Genomic DNA, 16,686 nt, shown 5'->3' with positions numbered 1-16,686 from the left:
GCGATCGCGTGCATGCTGGCCGTTCGTCGGCGTGTCGACCTCGTTCTCACCGCAGATCGGCGATCGCTGCGCCGGCCGCTATGAGCTCAAGTCGCCGCTCCGGAGCGAGGGCGCAGTGCGGGCGTTCCTGGCGTTCGATCACCATTCGGGCCTCGACGTCGCGCTGTTGCTGCTCGACCCGGCGTGCGCGCACCCGAAGGCGTGGGCTGCGTTCGCTCGGACCGTCGCCGCGGCGACGGCCGGCAAGATCGCGGGGCTGGTGCTGCCGCAGGGGGTCGCCAGCACGCCGCCGGTGCCGCCATTTTGCCTGGCCGAGCCGCAGGCGTTCCGCGGATTCGACAAATTGCGCGACCAGGGGCCGATGCCGTGGCGACGCGCCCTGATGCTCGGCGAGCGCGCGGCTGAGATCCTGCTCGGGGCCCACGCAGCGACGGGCGTCGCTCACCGGATCCTGACGCCGTCGCGCTGCGCAGTGACTGTTCGCGACGATGTCAGGTTGCTCGACTTCGGAGTGGCCGAGCTGGAGCTCGGCCGCCCTGACGAGGCCGGCTATCGGGCGCCGGAGCAGGGGCAAGGCGGCGGCGACTCGCGCAGCGACGCATATACGCTCGCGGTCATCCTGTTCGAGCTGATCACGAGCCAGAAGTCGGCTGGAAAGACGCCGCCGCGGCTGCGCTCGCTCGTCGCGGTGCCGGGGCCGGTGGACGAGTTCATGGCCAAGGCGTTGTCTCAGGATCCGGCGCAGCGGCCCGATCTCGCGGCGATGCGCGCGGGACTCCGCGAGCTGCTGGGTGTCGCCGAGGCGCCGGTCAAGGCGACGCCCACGGCGGCTCCTCGGCCCGATCCCAAACCCGAGATTTCCCCGCTCTCGATCATTTCGGCGCCGCCGAGCGCGAGCGTGACGCCATCCGCGAAGCCGCGAGCTGCAGTCGGAGCGGGGCCGGCTCTGGCGAATGTAGCGATCCAGCCGTCGCCGCCATCGGCAGCTTCTGCCGCGATGTCGGCTGCGGTCACTGGCAGGACCGAGCTCCTCCCTCCGGTCTCGCCGACTCCGGCACGTGCGGTCAACGACAGGACCGAGCTCCTCCCTCCGGTCTCGCCGACTCCGGCACGCGCGGTCAACGACAGGACCGAGCTCCTCCCTCCGGTCTCGCCGGCTCCGGCACCTGCGATCACCGACAGGACGGAGGTTTTCCCTCCGGTCTCGCCGACTCCGGCACCTGCGATCACCGACAGGACGGAGATTTTCCCTCCGGTCTCGCCGACTCCGGCACCTGCGATCACCGACAGGACGGAGATTTTCCCTCCGGTCCACCGTCCTGAGCCGGTAAGTCCCGAGCGGACAGAGGTCGTGCGAACGGACGGCGCAATCCTTCGCGAAGAAACGAAGACCGCGCCTGGAAAGTCGCCCAGGGGTCCGCTCGCGTTGGCCCAAGCGAAGGCGAGCGCAGCAGTCCCGCTGGCGAGCCCACGATCGACTGCGGGCGACGACCCGCCGACTGCGAAAATCGTCATACCGCCGCTCCCGGTCGATACGACGCTACTGTTGCCGCCCGAACCGGCACGCCCGGTTCCGACAGTCGGGCCGCTACCTTTCGATTCGCTGCCTCGGGAGCCGGTCAAAGTTCGGCCTACCGCCGAGGTTCGACCACTGGCTGCCAAGCCGGATCAGCCGACGACAGTGCCGGTGTCGACGAGTTCGAAACCGGCGGAGGGTCCGTTCAAGAAGGCCTCGATCTGGATCAGCCTCATATGCGTCGCAGGGCTCGTCCTCGCAGTGTTGTGGCTGCTGATTGCCTGAGCGCGGACGGAGTCAGTCGCAGACACATGGATGGGCGGCGAAGGTCGCGACGGTGTTCCGGAGTGTCACGACCAATCCCGATGCTCGCGACAAAGACGTGACCTCGCGTCCTGGCAGACGGTGGATCGCAGGGCCGCGTCTACGGTGATGTTCGTACGCCTGTCCGCCCGGGGAGAAATTCGAGGTGGCTCATCGGGACCCTGGAGCGCCTGTTTACGGCATCGAGCCACGGCTCGAGCGACTGCGCCCGGAGATCTACGACCTGCCGCGCGAAGCCGACGCCGAGGCGAGGCAGGGGGCGTAGAGGTCGTCCGTGAGCTGTTTGAACTGTTCCATGACAGCGCGATGACGCTGGCGCAGCTCATCGTTGGGGGCGTTTCGAAGTGCCGTTCGCAGCATCGACAGTTCGTCCGCGGCAGCTTCCCACCGCTGGTAAGATAGTTCTCGACGCTCGGCAGAGTTGAGCATGCGGGGTGGGTAGGACAAGAACGCGAAGATCGCAAGGCGCCGAGCTCGAATACCAGAGCGAACGCGATGGCCTGGCATCCCTCGTTGGCTCACTTGCGGCGACCGAAACAGGCGCGGCTGGCGTCTGCTGAAAGTCCACACGACCTGGGGTCACGAGGAAGTCGAGCGTGAGCCAGCTCGAGTCGTGGTGTGCCCGACCTGGACAGATGAGCGGCGGGCTCTCGTCGGCGATACACCGTCGCCCGTGAGACGCCCAGCGCATGCATGTCCGCCGTAGACATGTCCTTGGGGACAGATTGGTTGCCTACGCGATCAGGGTGGCGAGCGGCGGCGGCTCGATCTCGGGCACGGCGTGGTCGCCGTCGCCGTCGCCGTCGGGCGCGTCGGGGATGAAGCGCGGCAGGTCGACCTGGCCGCGCGGATCGGCGCTGCGTAACCGGCCTCACGACCTGCGCTCGCGTCCGGAGACGGCCCGGACGCGCCATGGCATGCTCGCTCGCGGTGGCCCCTCGCAAGCCCAGGCCGGTCGCGTCGCGCTCGCTGGCCGAGCTGCAGGCGGCGCTGACCCCCGCACCGCCGCCCGGCCGCACGTTCATGCGGCTTTGCGACGAGCTGAGCGCGGCGGCGCAGGCGGTGATCGTCGGCGGTGATTGGCGGAGCCTGTTCGACCTGCGCGCGTGGGCATGGCAGCACCCGCTGTTCATGGCCCCGGAGGCCCCTTTGCGCGGGCATCTCCGCACGTGGGAGGAAGCGCTGATCTCGTGGGCGCCGCTCGCCGAGGCGGCGGCGCTGGTCCGCGACGACGTGGCGACTGCGACGCGCGCTCCGTGGGAGCGGCTCGCTGCCCGTGGGACGTGGGCCGAGCTGCGGCCGTTGCTGCGCGACGACGCCTCGGCGTGGAGCGTGGCCGAGGCGCGGGTGCTCCGCGGCGAGGCGCTCGCCGGACGCGGCCCGTTCTCCGGGATGCCGCTGCGGCGGTTCCGCTGGGAGCCGTGGCCGGACGTGCCGATGCACTCGCCGGGGGGGTTGTCGTGGAGCGGCCACGAGTTCGCCGGCGAGCTGACGCCGACGACCCTGCCGCCGACGATCGAGGAGTTGGCCTGCGAGCGCGCGTGGGGCCCTGTGCTCTCGGTGTTCGGCGACGTCGAGAAGCGTGTCGTCAAGGTCGCGGGCTCGGGACCGCAGGCGCTCGCGGGGCTGCTGGGACCCCGCGAGTTGCTCGTGGGTCCGTGCACGTGGAAGGAGGCCCTGTGGTGCTTGCTGCGGGCCCATGGCGACAGTGGGCCATGGACCGAGGGCCACGGGATGGTGGAGGCGCGACGGGCGGTGTGGCGATTGCTGGCCGCGCTGGCCGGCACGCGCTGGCCGGTGTCGGGCAGCGCGCTGCAGGCGGCGATGAAGGGCTGGCAGTGGTCGCGCTACGACCCGCAAGAACCTTACGCCGAGGCGAACTCGTGGTCAGTCTTCCTCGTGCTCGAGGATCGACGTCGCGGGCTGGCGTGGGCGACGTACACGTGGATCACCGACTGACCGCGGAAGAGGTTCCCTGGCGAGGCGCGGCGACGAGGACCAGGTCCCGCGACCTTTGTGGTGGAAGCCGCCCCAGGGCTCGTGGAGCGCCGCCCCAATCCACCAGAGGATCATCGAGGGCGCCTGAGGCGGCCGCGACGGGCCGAACGGCCCCGCGGCGGTGTCCGTAGCGACCTCGGCACCTGTCCTTCGGACCAGATCGACGACACCTTCGACGTCCTTCGGCCACGGTGGTTGACGAACGCGCAGCGCAGGGCGAAGCGGCCGCGGATGCGAGTGCTCGAGGGCACGGCCCGCTCTTGCCCCTGGCGATCGCCGACGGCGTGTCGCATCCTGTTGTCGAGAATGTCGCTCGTCAGCCGCTCGCCATCGCCCGCGCTAGCCCCGTTCGTCGCCTCGATATGGCGCTTTCGGGGCCGTTTCGGCCATGCGTACGAGCGCGTCCTGCCCACGGGCTCCCTGCAGATCCTCGTGAATCTGCACGAGGACGAGATGCGCTTGTACCCGGGCGAGGGCGACGCGGTCGTTCATCGCCTGCGCGGCGCCATCGTGTGCGGCGCCCGCACCAAGTGCGTTGCCATCGACACGGACGAGCAGCGCGACATCGTCGGGATCAATTTTCGGCCAGGCGGTGCGTTCCCCTTTGTCGCGACCCCGGTCGATGCGACCGAGACGTACGTCGAGCTCGACGCGCTGTGGGGCCGTACGGGGGCCCTGCTGCGCGAACGATTGCTCGCGGCCGCCGGCACGGAGGCGATCTTGCGGACCTTCGAGGCCGCGCTGCTCGCCCAGGCGACAAGGCCGCTGGAGCCCGATCCGTCCGTCCTGTTCGCTGTGAGCTCGTTCGGTCGCGGGCTCGGCGTGACCCAGGTGACGAAGCAGCTCGGGATGACCTCCGCGCGCTTCATCCGCCATTTTTCAAAGGTCGTGGGGCTCACGCCGAAGCGCTTCGCCCGCGTGCTCCGGTTTCATCGCGTGCTCGACGTCGCCAGCCAGGGGCGGCGGATCGACTGGGCGCGGCTGGCCGTCGAGTGCGGTTATTACGACCAGGCGCACCTGATCCACGAGTTTCGCGAATTCTCGGGGATGAACCCGACTGCGTACCGGCCACGGTCGCACGTCGACTCGACGCACGTGCCGCTCGACGCACGTGAAATTTCTACAATCCCCGCGACGGCCGGACCCGCACGATGACGGCATGACGACCGACACCCGGCATCTCTCGGCCTTCACCCTCGCGCGCACGTACGTCCACCTGTCGAACCTGGGCGGAGCGTCCCCCGTCGATGTCGGCGAACACTTCTGGGAGGCGCTCATGCGGCGCGACGACCTGCTGGAGGGTCGCTTGCTCGGATTGTTCAACCTCGACCAGGACTCGGATCACTGCGAGATGCACCCCGCGGGCGACGAGATCTTGATCCTGCTCTCGGGGGCCATCGACGTGGTGTTCCACGAGGCCGATGGCGACCGCGTCTCGCAGCTGCGCGGGTTTCAGACCTGCATCGTACCGCAGGGTGTCTGGCACCGCGTGCGGGTCCAGGCACCCTCCGAACTGATCTTCATCACCCCGGGCAAGGGGACCGAGACACGCCCTCCGTCCGAGCATGCCTCATGAAGCCGATCGACTGCGCTGATACGGAGCCACGATTGGAGTGACGGCTCGTGCGGTCGGAACGACCTCATGTCCTTGTTCGCTCGCAGGAGCCATCCTCGGTGACTCGACCAAGGCCATGCCTGAGGTGAAGGCTCGCCGCGACCTCGGCACATACCCCGGGGGGCGGGCATGGCGCCCGGTCGCGGGCTCGCGGCACACCGTGGTCGCGTTCTGACCGGCCTGCCTCGGATTTATCGCACGAGGGGGCCGCCGCGGGCCATCTTGACCGTCCAGTCTAGTGAACTAAATTTCGGCACAGTGAACCGCGAAGCCGCGGTCGCTGTCCCCGAGGTCTCATGAGCATCGACTCTTTGTTCCGGCCGCTGCAGGTCCGCTCGCTGCGTTTGCCCAACCGCATCGTCATGGCTCCCATGACTCGCTCGTTCTCGCCAGGTGGCATCCCGACGACCGAGGTCGCCGCGTACTACCGCCGGCGCGCACAGGGGGAGGTCGGGCTCATCGTCACGGAGGGCACGGTGGTCGAGCGTCCGGCGGCGCGCAACGACGCCAACGTGCCGGTGTTCCACGGCGACGCCCTGCCGCAGTGGAAGCGCGTGGCCGACGAGGTGCACGCCGCGGGCGGGAGGATCGCGCCGCAGCTGTGGCACGTCGGCTCGTCGCGCGGCATCGGGGCGGACTGGCGGCCGTTCGGTCGGGTCGACAGCCCGTCGGGGCTGGTCACGCCGGGCAAGCAGGTGCTCGAGCCGATGACCGAGGAGGACATCGCCGACACGATCGCGGCGTTCGGACGCTCGGCCCGGGCGGCGCGCGAGCTCGGCTTCGACGCGGTCGAGATCCACGGAGCGCACGGTTACCTGATCGACCAGTTCTTCTGGGGCGGCCTCAACGTGCGGACCGACCGCTGGGGTGGCGCGACCATCGGCGAGCGCGCGGCGTTCGGCGCGGAGGTGGTTCGGGCGGTGCGCGCCGGCGTCGGCGAGGACATCCCGGTGATCCTCCGGCTGTCACAGTGGAAGGCCCAGGACTTCGAGGTGAAGAACGCCGCGAACCCGCGCGAGCTCGAAGCGTGGCTGACGCCGCTGTCCGAGGCCGGGGTCGACGTGTTCCATTGCTCGCAGCGGCGGTTCTGGGAGCCCGAATTCGCCGACTCGGAGCTCAACTTCGCCGGCTGGGCCAAGAAGGTCACGGGCAAGCCGACGATCACCGTCGGCTCGGTCGGGCTCGACGGCGAGTTCATCGCCGCGTTCGGCGGCGCGTCGTCGCGGCCGGCGTCCCTCGACGGATTGGTCCGCCGGCTCGAGCGCGAGGAGTTCGACCTCGTCGCCGTGGGCCGCGCGCTGCTGGCCGACCCGCAGTGGGTCCGGAAGATCCGCGACGGCCGCCACGACGAGCTCGGCGTGTTCGAGCGCTCGGCCCTGGCGACCCTGTCCTGAAGGTCAGCCTCGGTCTCACGGCCGAGGCGGCGACGTCTCACCCAGGCTCGTATCCTTGACGGCGGCTTCGCGTGACCCGGAGGTGACTCCGACACTCTGGCCAATAGCGATCACGCCAGCGCTTGGCGCGGCCGAGCTCCTGCCGTCAGACGCCTTGGATGGCGCCACCGTCGATGCGTAGGGTCGCGCCGCTGACGTAGGCGGCGAGGGGGCTCGCGAGGTAGGCGACGGCGGCGGCGACCTCTTCCGGTCGACCGAAGCGGCCGAGGTCGTTCGGCGCGACCTCGTTCACGACGCGGGGCTCGATCTCTTCCCAGGTCGAGCCCCAGCCGCGCTCCTCGGCCATGTGCAGGAAGACCGTCTCGAGCGCCGCGACACGGATGGCGCCCGGGGCGACGACGTTGGAGGTGACGCCGGTGCCTCTGAGCTCGCGCGCGAGGGAGACCGCGAGGTTGTGGCGGGCCGCGAGGGACGCGTTGTAGTCGGGGAGGCCGGCGATGGGTTGGGTCGCGAGACCGCCGCCGATCGTGATGATGCGTCCCCACCCGCGCGCGCGCATGCCGGGCACGAGGCGCTGGATCATGCGGACGCCGGAGATGACGTTCGTCTGATACGTTTGCGCCCATCGATCGGGCGTCGCGTCGGCCCAGGTGTGGTGCGGATAGGCGCCGGCGTTGTTCACGAGGATGTCGACGTGGCCGGCGACCTTCGCGACCTCATCGGCGCCTTCGTCGGTGGCGAGATCGCCGAGCGCGGCGGCGCCGCCGATCGACGCGGCGACGGCGCGGGTGCGCGCCTCGTTCCGCCCGTGGACGACGACCCGGGCGCCCTCCGCGGCGAGGCGCTTGGCGATCGCCTCACCGAGACCTGCGCTCGAGCCCGTGACGAGCGCGCGTTTGCCTTCGAGTTCGAGGTTCATGCCGAGAACATAGGCGGAGAGTGTCGGTCGGATAAGCGGGACGAATCGGCATGTGCTATCCCGGATATCGGGACAATGCGCGGCCTCCCCGAACTCGAAGCGGTCCTCGCCGTCGCCCGGACGAAGGGCTTCCGCCTCGCGGCGGCCGAGCTCGGGACGTCCCGCACCGCCTTGAGCGCGCAGGTCGCGAGCGTCGAGGCGCGTCTGGGCGTGCGGCTGTTCAACCGGACCACGCGCAGCGTGTCGCTCACCGAGGCGGGCGCGCGCTTCGTGGCCGAGGTCGGACCGGCGGTGGCGCGCATCCGGGGTGCGATGGACTCGGCGAAGACGGCGCGCGCGACGCTCTCCGGCACGCTCCGCATCAACTGCTCGATCGGTGCGGCGGAGCGGATCACGGACTTGCTCGTGCTCCCGTTCGTCCGGCGTCATCCGGGCGTGCATGTCGATCTCGTGACCGAGAGCCGGCTCATCGACATCGTCGCGGCCGGCTTCGATGCGGGCATTCGTCTGGCCGACGACGTCCCACGCGACATGATCGCCGAGCCGCTCGGCCTCGAGGTGCGCTTCGTCATCGCCGGCACGCCGAAGCTCCTTCGAAGCGGACCGCCGATCGACAAGCCCGCCGACCTCCTGCAGTATCCGTGCATCCGCCCGCGGCGGCCGAGCGGGGACATCTATCGGTGGGAGCTCTCGCGGCGCGGCCGGCACGTCGCGATGGACGTGCGGGGGCCGCTCACGCTCGACGCGCCGACGGTGATGCGCACGGCCGTGCGAGAAGGCGTCGGGCTCGCGTACCTTCCGGAGTGGTTCATCGCGGACGAGCTCGAGTCCGGCAAGCTCGTGCGCGTGCTCGAAGACTGGACGCCGAGCCTCGGCGGTCTGTGCCTCTATCATCCGAGCGCGCAGTACGTGCCGCCGGTGCTCCGCGCGTTCCTCGACATGATCCGCGAGACGCGGAAGAAGACGCCGCGGTCCGCATCGGGGGCCCGTCCCGCGAGCCGCTGAACGTCGCTCGGCGGCGGCAAGCACCTGCGCGACGTTCTCGGCGGCCTCGATGGGTCGACCCCGACGACGGGAAGACCGAGGTAGAGTAGGTCGTCCGCGAACCCTCGACGCCGGAGAATCTCACCGCCGCTTTCCTCGGACGTGCGGGACGGTGGTCCAGGAAGATAGTTCAGGACATGCCTCTTTAGACATGCCCCAAGAGACACCTTCAGAGTGCCGGCGCGGCCGGGTGCGCGGCGAGCCAGCTCTGGGCGCGCCGGGTGTCTTCGGTCCGCGACTTGGCGCGCCAGATCGCCAGCGCGGCCTCGGCGTCGGCGCGCGCCTCCGGCGGGGCGGCGGTCGCGGGCCCGGTCAGGGCCTGCGCGCGGGCGAAGCGGGCCCGGGCCACCGGCAGGTGGTCGGGCTCGGCGACGGCGCCGTAGAGGGCCAGCGCCTGGCCGGCGAGGTCGGTCGCGTCGGCGAAGCGGCGGCGGCTCAGGGCCAGCTCGGCGAGCGCGAGCAGGTTGCGGGCGATCGTCAGGTTGCCGGGAGGGACGACGCGCTCGAAGCCGGCGAGCGAGCGCCGGAGGTCGGCCTCGGCCTCGTCGAGGAGGCCGAGCTCGAGTCGCAACTCGCCGAGCGCCAGCGATATCTCCGCGGTCTCGAGCGTGCGCTCGTCGGGCAGCGCCGCGAGGATCTGCTCGAGCGGCGCCAGCGCCTCGGCGGTGCGCCCGAGCGCGTCGAGGGCCTGGGCGCGGTTGTACAGCAGGCAGCGATAGCTGCGTCCGAGCGGGTCGGGCGGGGCGGGCAGCCGCGCCACGGCGCGGTCGTACTCGCGCTGCATCCCGGGCGCGTCGCCCGAGGCCCCGAGCAGGTGGACGCGCTCGCACAGCACCGCGTCGAACACCCACGACGACTCCGGCACGGCCGCGAGCGCGCGGCCCAGGTGCTCGCGCGCGGCGGTCAGCCGCCCCTCGTCGATCTCGAGCAACGCGAGCATGTGCAGGACCTGGCCGTGCATGTAGTCGTTGCCGAGGCGATCGAAGCGCTGCTCGAGATCGGCGAGGCGATCGATCGCCTCGCGCGGGCGTCCGAGCCGCCCGAGGCCGCCGGCGAGGAGGAACGCGTAGCGCAGGTGCACCGCGTGGTGCGGGCCGAACAGCTGCTCGGACAGCGCGGCGGTGCGGGTGTAGATCGCGATCATGTCCTCGTCGCGGCGCTCGGAGTGGGCCAGCCAGCCGAGGTTGGCGCGGGTGTTGAGGCCGCCCAGGGTCTCGCCGCGGCCGTGACGCTCGCGCAGGGCCACGGCCTCCTCCCAGTGCTGGCGCGCCGCGGCCAGCTCGCCGCCGGTGGCCTCGACGACGCCGAGGTTGTTGAGGAACTCGGCGTACAGGTCGACCTCGTGACGCACGCGCCGGTTGAGCGCGGCCGCCAGCGGCAGCTCGGCCTGCGCCTGGGCGAGCTGGTTCAGCGGCACGGCGCGCAAGAAGGCGTGCTTCGAGCTGGCGACCGCGGCGACGGCCTCGTGACCGCAGCCGACGGCGGTCTGCATCGCGTCGGCGAAGGCTCGCTCGGCCGCGTGGTGGTCGCCGGCCTCCATCGCCAGGCTACCGGCGCGCAGCAGCGCCTCGGCGTGCAGCGGCTCGTAGGCCAGCGCCGAGCTGTCCGCGAGGACATCTTCGACCATGGTCCGGCCGAGCGCGTACTGCCCGGCGTCCTCGCGGACCTGGGCGCGCGCGAGGGCCTCGCGGTGGGCCTGGACGCGCAGGCGCAGCCGCGGGTCGTCGGGCGGCGGGATGTCGGCGGTCAGCGCCTCGACGTCGGCGCAGCGGGCCAGCGCGGGCAGGTTGACGCTCGCCTGGACGGCGCTGTCGAGCCCGGCCGCGTCGACCTGCGTGAGCGCGGCGACCAGCGTGTCGAGGCCGGCGCGCCGCTGGTCGAGGCAGGCGGTGCGGAGGTCGAACAGCGCCGCCGGCTGGCGCGCCTCGGCGTGGCTCAGGCAGGCCTCGTTGCGCATCTCGACCCACGCCGCGGCGTAGGCGTCGATCCGCCGCAGCACGGTCGTGAGCGCGTCCGCGGCGGCGGGGCTGCCGATCGCCGAGAGGCCCGTGCGGACGGCCTGCGCTCGCTCGCCGTCCCACACGCCCGCGAGCTCGGCCGAGGCGTCGGGGCAGCGCTGCGGTGCGGAGCCGCCGCTGCTCGCCGCGGCGAAGCCGGCGGCCGCGGTTACCACGGCGGTGACGGCGAGCGCGGCGAGGCGGCGATGGGCCGCGCCCGGATCGTGCTCGAGCGCGGCGAGCAGCGCCGTCATCGACGGGAAGCGGTCCTCCGGCGCGAGCGACAGGCCGCGGCGGATCGCCCGATAGACGCGCGCCGGCACCGGCGTGCCCGCGGGCGGCGGGGCGACGGCGCCGCGGCGCGGGTCGGCGAGCAGGGTCGCCAGCGAGGTGGTGTCGAACGGCGGCGCGCCGTAGAGGCACTGATACAGCGACACGCAGAAGCTGAACTGGTCGCTCGCCGCGGTCGACGGCTCGCCGCGGTGCGCCTCCGGGGACATGTACGCCGGCGTGCCGAGGACCGCGCCGGTGCGCGTGAGCGGGGTCAGGTGCGAGTCGGCCTGCGCGACGTAGTGCGGCAGGTCGGACGGCGCGCGCTCGAGGTCGTCGGCCGCGCGCGCGAGGCCGAAGTCGAGGACCTTGACCGTACCGTCGTCGCCGACCATCACGTTGGCGGGTTTGAAGTCGCGGTGGATGAAGCCGGCCCGGTGGGCGGCCTCGAGGCCGCGGCCGGCGCGGACGAAGGTGGCGACGACCTCGCGCCAGGGGCGGTCCTGCCGGGCCCACGCCTCGAGGGTGGTGCCGCGGACGAACTCCATCGCCACGAACACCTGGCCGTCGTCCTGGCCGACCTCGTGGACGGTGACGATATTGGCGTGAGACAGCCGCGCCATCGCCTGCGCCTCGCGCATCAATCGGCTGCGCGCCAGCGCGGGGTCGCGGGCGGTGTCGGCGAGCAGCACCTTGACCGCGACCTTGCGGTCGAGCAGGTCGTCGTAGGCGGCGTAGACGACGCCCATGCCGCCGCGGCCGACGAGGCTCAAGATCTGGAAGCGACCGATCTGGACCGGCGTGGTCCGGCGCGGGAACAGGGCCCGCTTGACCAGCTTCTTGTCGAGCGGGTCTTCGCCCTGCTTCAGCGACGCCATCGCCCGCGGGAGCGTGTCGTCGTCGCCGAGGCCCGCGGGCGTGCGCGCGTCGGCGCCGTCGGCCTCGTCGCAGGTACCTTGGTCGCTCGCCACGGCAGGTCGACTCCGCCGGTAGTGTGGCCGAATCGGGGCCGGGCTGCCGGTCGGCGGAGGCGTGAGGGCTCGGCCGGCTTTCGTGCGTCATCGCGCAGGCGAGGATCGACGGGACCCGTGACGGAGACTCGCGGGCGCGGGGACTGACCGCGAAGGCATGGACACGCAGCCATCGACCGTTTCGCTCGAGGAGCCGCCCGCGATGGCGCGTGCGCTCGCGCTCGCGTCAGGGCTCGGCGAAAAAACTCGAGCGCGCGGCAATTGATCCGCGGTCCCCGATCACCCTCCCGGACGTAGTTCGGGCACTACAATGCGCACCTCCACCAACACTATCTCTCTCCTCCTCGCTTCCACGTTCATCCTCGGCGTCGCCTGCGACGACGCGACAGGGCCGGGGTTCGCCGCGGACGACGACGTCGCGCTCCGCTGCACCACCCCGGATTGCACGCCGCCGCCGATCAACAACACCTCGAAGATCGGCGACCACTACCTGAGCAACATCGCGATGACGTTCAACACGCCGGTCGAGAACGAGACCGCCGAAGTGTTCATCGAGGGCGCCACCGCCATCTTCGGCGGGACGACGGAGGGCGTGGCCCAGATCGCGGTCGGCGACAACGGCGAGCTGCGCCTGCGGTCGGTGGTGACCAACACGATCATCGGCGGCGAGGCCGTCGAGGGCGCGAGGTTCTACGTCTACCTCGACTCGTACGAGGACGGGTCTCGGAAGCTCGCGCACCTGAGGATCGCCGACGCCGAGTGCGACCCCGGCCTCTACGATCCCAGCATCACGATCTGCCGCTACACCTTCGTGACCGACGCCGTGCCGGCGGACACCGAGCTCTATCCCGAGCACGAGACGCTCGAGGGCTGGTACCACACCTGCCCGAACGAGACCGAGGGCGGCCAGCTCGGCAGCGCGTACAAGTTCAGCTCGGTGCTGAGCCCCAACGTCGCGCTCTCGATCGGCAAGGGCACGCCGAGCATCGAGGTCGCCCCGGGCACCTTCATCAACGGCTGCCTCAACGGCGCGGTGTCGAAGGGCCAGTACCGGCTCAACGCCTTCTACGATTCGAACGCGACCCGCGGCCTCGACCCGAGCCAGCGCACGCCGATGCTGCTCATGTGGATGGCGTGGCACGCCGGCGGCTCGCGCACGGTCCCGGGCCAGCAGATCTCGCCGCACGACCCGATCGGCGGCCTCTTCACCTGGACCTCCCAGAGCAACTGGGACATCGAGGCCGGCTACGGCGAGACCGGCGCGACCTGCCGCGGCGGCTCGCCCCAGACCGGCATGCACCGCCTGTGGATCGATCCGGTGCTGACGCTGATCGGCTGGGACGCGCTGCCGCACTGCGACGCCTCCGACCTCGACGATTACGCGGTGCTCGGCGTCAAGGTCCAGGCCGACCTCTGGTGATTGCCTGCGGGGGCGAGGGCCACTTGTTCGGTTGGCGAGGCGCCGGGGAAATGAGGCTGGTCGCTGAGGAGGAGGTGGCCTGCCGGGCGCGGAGCCGCTATCTTCGGACGACCTGATGCCCGCCCGGGACGCCCTCCTCGAATCGAGGACGTGCACGCGTCTGCTGCTCGTCGGGCTGCTCGTGTCGTGCAACGCTGCCGCGCCGACGAGCGATCGACCGGCCGACGTCCCGGCACCGCCCCCGCCGGCCGCACCGCCCGTCGAGGCCCCCGCGGCCCCGGCGAGGGCCTCGACGGTGCTGTTCGTCTCGGGGAAGGACGGCGCCCTGGTGCCGGTCGCCTGCCACCTCGGCGGCGCGCTCGAGAGCGACCCGGAGCGGTGCCTCGCCGGCGTGGCGGTCGGGGACGAGGTCGCCTCGGAGGGCTTCAGAAACGCCGCAGGCGGCCAGACGGCGAAGGTGCTCGGCCGCGTCGTCTCGAGCACCTGCGAGCCGGCGCCGGCGCTCGAGGTCGAGGCGCCGGCGGAGCGCTGGGGGCTGTTCCAGATCTGGCCGGCGGCGCGTGCCGACGCGATCCGCCCGCTCGCCGACTTCGAGCCGTCCGACGCCGAGCGTGCGCAGGTGCTCGCGTCGATCCCCGAGGAGGCGCGCCGGATCGCCGTCGAGCACGCGTCGCGGTACGACCCGCTCACCGCCGGGCGGGTCGACCTCGATGGCGACGGCCGCGACGAGCAGCTCTATACGATCGCCGTCGCCTCGACCTTCGACGCGAAGGAAGAGGGCCTCCCCGGCGGCTTCGTGTTCGCAGCGCTCGCCGTCCGGTGGAGCGCGACCGGCGAGCTCGCGCTGGCCCTGACCCTCGACGACCCGGTCAGCATCAACCGCGTGACCGACCTCGATCAGGACGGCCGCGCCGAGCTCCTCCTCATGGACGCCGGGCGCTATCAGCTGATCGTGCCGGAGGGCCGGACGCTGCGCCGCCTCGGGACGCCGCGCTGCGTGTTGTGACCGGCCGCCGCCGTCTTCCGGGAGCCCGACACAGCACCTGTGCGCCTCGGAGAAGAGGTCGGCCGTCGAGACAGGCTGACCGACCTCCGCAGCGGACTCGGCTTTGAGCGCTAACCCTCGGCGACTCTCGTAGTACTCGAACAGTTCGTGCACGAGGTGACGAAGCGCGGCGGAACGCGAGGCCGATCAGCGAGTTGGACAGGTACAGAGACGCCTTTACCTCAGGCGCCCGCCGTTCGGCACTCGCGCCAGGAGGCGGCGGATCGATGAGCTGCTCGAGGTCGAGGCGGTCCGCATCGCCGCTTCCGTCGAAGCGCCGCGATGGGTTCCATGTCGGGGGTGGTGCGATGGTGGACCAGGCATATGCTCGTCGACCGCTTCGAACCAGCCAGGACGCACGCGCGGCAGGCCCCGAAAAGGCACCGTGACAGAACATCGACCTCACGGACCGTGCTATCGGCGAGGCATGAAAGCCTTCCCCTCTCTCGTCGAACAGATCGCCGACTGGGTCATGAACGGGCGCTGCACCGTGAGCGACCTCGAATTCTACGAGCGATACAACCAGGAGTACCGGCCCTCGGACTGGATGCGAAAGCCCATCGCCGACGAGGAGTTCTTCACCTTCGTACAAGACGGCGCCGGCGGTCAGTATGCGCTGCACCTGGTGGGCGAGGTCGAAGTCGACCACGCCCCCGTCGTCAAGCTCGGCCGCGACGGCGAGGTGGCAGTGCTCGGTCGCGACCTGATCGACTTCGCCTGGCTCATCGCCTGTGGTGTCGAGCCGATCGGCGTGGGCGACAACGGTGCATTGCGCGGCTCCTTCGAGGCCTCGGCGCCGATGCAGGCGTGGGTGCGCACCCTCGACGCGAGCCGTACCTTCGGCACCGCCCAAGAGACCCTGCAGGCCGCAGCCGCCGCCCACCCCGGTCTCGTGAAGCACATCCGTACCATGGCCCAGACCTGATGGGACACGCATGACGGTGGCTCGTGGGCCCGTCACGGGCCCACGAGCGCGGCCATGTACTTGTGGTAGGCCGGCTCGATCTTCGGGAGCCAGGCGGCCCGTTTGGTGTCGTCCGGGACGCTGAAGAGCATCGGGCAGGTGCCGCCGGTCGCCTTGAAGGTCTTCTTCTCGACCAACTCGGCGGTCGCGGTCGCGTAGACAGCGACCTCGACAGTACCCTCGTGGAGCTCGACCACGGCGCCGCCGTCGAAGCGACAGTCCTTCCGCTTCTTCTCGGACTTGCCGACGACGCAGGCGACGAGCTGGTACGCCGCGGGGTCACCGATCGACTCGCTCGCGTCGTAGTTCTCGGGGGGGGCCGCCAAGGTGAGCGGCGCGGACTCGTCGGTGCGGAAGGTCGTGTAGAGCGGGTGTTTCTGCGCGGCGCTCTTGTCGTAGCGGGCCGTCCCGGGGAAGGCCACCCCGTCGCATACGCGCGCGAGCTCGACGAAGCTGAGGGGCGGCGGTGGCCTCGCGCCCTCGGGCTGCAACGGCGCGAGCAGGGCCATCAGCTTGTGCTTGTAGTCGACGCCGCGATAGTCGCTGGTGCTGCTGCCGAACAGCTCGAAGGCCGGGCACCCCTCGGTGTTCCCCAGCTCGAAAGTCTGCTCGAGCACGACCTTGCCGGTCGCGGCCTCGACGACCCGGACCGCGTGGGACATGTCGTAGAGGTCGAGCTTGAACTGCTCGCCCGCGCTGTCCTTGAACTCGCAGCTGCGTCGCAGCTGCCGCTTGGACACCTCGACGCAGGCGACGAGCTGGACGTCCGCCGGGTCTTCCGCCGACCAGGCGTCGATCGGTGCAGACGTCAGGTGCCGCCAGGCCGGATCGGCGGACTCCTTGTACTTCTCGAACGCCACCACGCGGCTGATGTCCGCTGACGTCGCCCCCTTCTTGTACGGCTTCGCAGCGGGGAAGGGCTCGCCGCCGTCGCACAACGACATGTACTCGTCGAGGTTGTCGGCGGCTCGCGGCGGCGGTGCGGGCGGCAGGGGCGGCGTTTTGGTCGTCTCGACGCTCGGCGGCGACGAGTCATCGCAGCCGAAGAAGGCGAGCGAGAAGAGGAAGGGTAGCGATCGGCGTGTCACGCCGCTGAACGCGATCCTGGCGAGGCCGTATGCGACGCGAGGATGCGCCGCTGCCCGCACGGCGTCGCCGAGGTGGATCGAGGAGGGAGAGAATTCATGCTGCATCGCCTCGTTCTATCCC

Annotated in this window: 13 protein-coding genes; 9 read left to right on the top strand and 4 right to left on the bottom strand. The window is 71.0% G+C overall.

Annotation, left to right across the window (positions count from 1 at the left end; translation table 11 throughout):
- Positions 1-31 precede the first annotated feature (31 nt).
- Entirely contained in the window at positions 32-1,801 is a 1,770-nt protein-coding gene (locus tag OV090_RS42640) for a hypothetical protein (RefSeq protein WP_267710636.1), read from the top strand.
- Positions 1,802-2,056: 255 nt separating this feature from the next.
- Here OV090_RS42640 and OV090_RS42635 read toward each other — a convergent pair whose 3' ends face one another.
- Complete coding sequence (locus tag OV090_RS42635; protein ID WP_267710635.1) at positions 2,057-2,269, bottom strand: hypothetical protein; 213 nt, start codon at positions 2,267-2,269, stop codon at positions 2,057-2,059.
- Between the two features lie 501 nt (positions 2,270-2,770).
- Here OV090_RS42635 and OV090_RS42630 point away from each other — a divergent pair.
- The 4 genes from OV090_RS42630 to OV090_RS42615 all read left to right on the top strand — a co-directional run bounded on the left by OV090_RS42630 (position 2,771) and on the right by OV090_RS42615 (position 6,847).
- Positions 2,771-3,799, top strand: a complete 1,029-nt coding sequence (locus tag OV090_RS42630; RefSeq protein ID WP_267710634.1) for a hypothetical protein — start codon at positions 2,771-2,773, stop codon at positions 3,797-3,799.
- Positions 3,800-4,144: 345 nt separating this feature from the next.
- The gene (locus OV090_RS42625) at positions 4,145-4,993 is read left to right on the top strand and encodes an AraC family transcriptional regulator (RefSeq protein ID WP_346660415.1); all 849 of its coding nucleotides are present in this window, start codon (positions 4,145-4,147) and stop codon (positions 4,991-4,993) included.
- A 4-nt stretch (positions 4,994-4,997) separates the two neighbouring features.
- A complete protein-coding gene (locus OV090_RS42620) occupies positions 4,998-5,414 on the top strand; it encodes a hypothetical protein (protein ID WP_267710632.1) in 417 nt (138 codons plus the stop codon).
- Between the two features lie 335 nt (positions 5,415-5,749).
- Positions 5,750-6,847 carry an NADH:flavin oxidoreductase gene (locus OV090_RS42615; RefSeq protein ID WP_267710631.1) on the top strand — a complete coding sequence of 366 codons (1,098 nt, stop codon included), beginning with the start codon at positions 5,750-5,752 and terminating at the stop codon, positions 6,845-6,847.
- A 145-nt stretch (positions 6,848-6,992) separates the two neighbouring features.
- Here the strand turns inward: OV090_RS42615 and OV090_RS42610 are convergent, their stop codons facing one another.
- Entirely contained in the window at positions 6,993-7,766 is a 774-nt protein-coding gene (locus tag OV090_RS42610) for an SDR family NAD(P)-dependent oxidoreductase (protein WP_267710630.1), read from the bottom strand.
- 75 nt (positions 7,767-7,841) lie between these two features.
- Between OV090_RS42610 and OV090_RS42605 the strand changes: the two genes are divergently transcribed.
- Positions 7,842-8,771, top strand: coding sequence for a LysR family transcriptional regulator (locus tag OV090_RS42605; protein WP_267712130.1), 930 nt, complete (start codon positions 7,842-7,844; stop codon positions 8,769-8,771).
- A 208-nt stretch (positions 8,772-8,979) separates the two neighbouring features.
- On the opposite strand, the gene OV090_RS42600 is transcribed toward OV090_RS42605, so the two are convergent.
- Positions 8,980-12,048, bottom strand: a complete 3,069-nt coding sequence (locus OV090_RS42600) for a serine/threonine-protein kinase (protein WP_267710629.1) — start codon at positions 12,046-12,048, stop codon at positions 8,980-8,982.
- 310 nt (positions 12,049-12,358) lie between these two features.
- On the opposite strand from OV090_RS42600, the gene OV090_RS42595 reads away from it, so the two are divergent.
- From OV090_RS42595 to OV090_RS42585, 3 genes are all read left to right on the top strand, one after another.
- Positions 12,359-13,468 (top strand): hypothetical protein, encoded by a 1,110-nt coding sequence (locus OV090_RS42595; RefSeq protein ID WP_267710628.1) that lies wholly within the window; start codon positions 12,359-12,361, stop codon positions 13,466-13,468.
- Positions 13,469-13,583: 115 nt separating this feature from the next.
- On the top strand, positions 13,584-14,474 hold the full coding sequence (locus OV090_RS42590) for a hypothetical protein (RefSeq protein ID WP_267710627.1): 891 nt from the start codon (positions 13,584-13,586) through the stop codon (positions 14,472-14,474).
- A gap of 466 nt (positions 14,475-14,940) precedes the next feature.
- Positions 14,941-15,438, top strand: coding sequence for a hypothetical protein (locus OV090_RS42585; RefSeq protein ID WP_267710626.1), 498 nt, complete (start codon positions 14,941-14,943; stop codon positions 15,436-15,438).
- Between the two features lie 32 nt (positions 15,439-15,470).
- On the opposite strand, the gene OV090_RS42580 is transcribed toward OV090_RS42585, so the two are convergent.
- Entirely contained in the window at positions 15,471-16,565 is a 1,095-nt protein-coding gene (locus OV090_RS42580) for a hypothetical protein (RefSeq protein WP_267710625.1), read from the bottom strand.
- Positions 16,566-16,686 lie beyond the last annotated feature (121 nt).

It is taken from the genome of Nannocystis sp. RBIL2 (genome assembly GCF_026626745.1).
GTDB lineage: Bacteria > Myxococcota_A > Polyangia > Nannocystales > Nannocystaceae > Nannocystis.
This window is presented reverse-complemented; position numbering and strand designations above follow the sequence as displayed.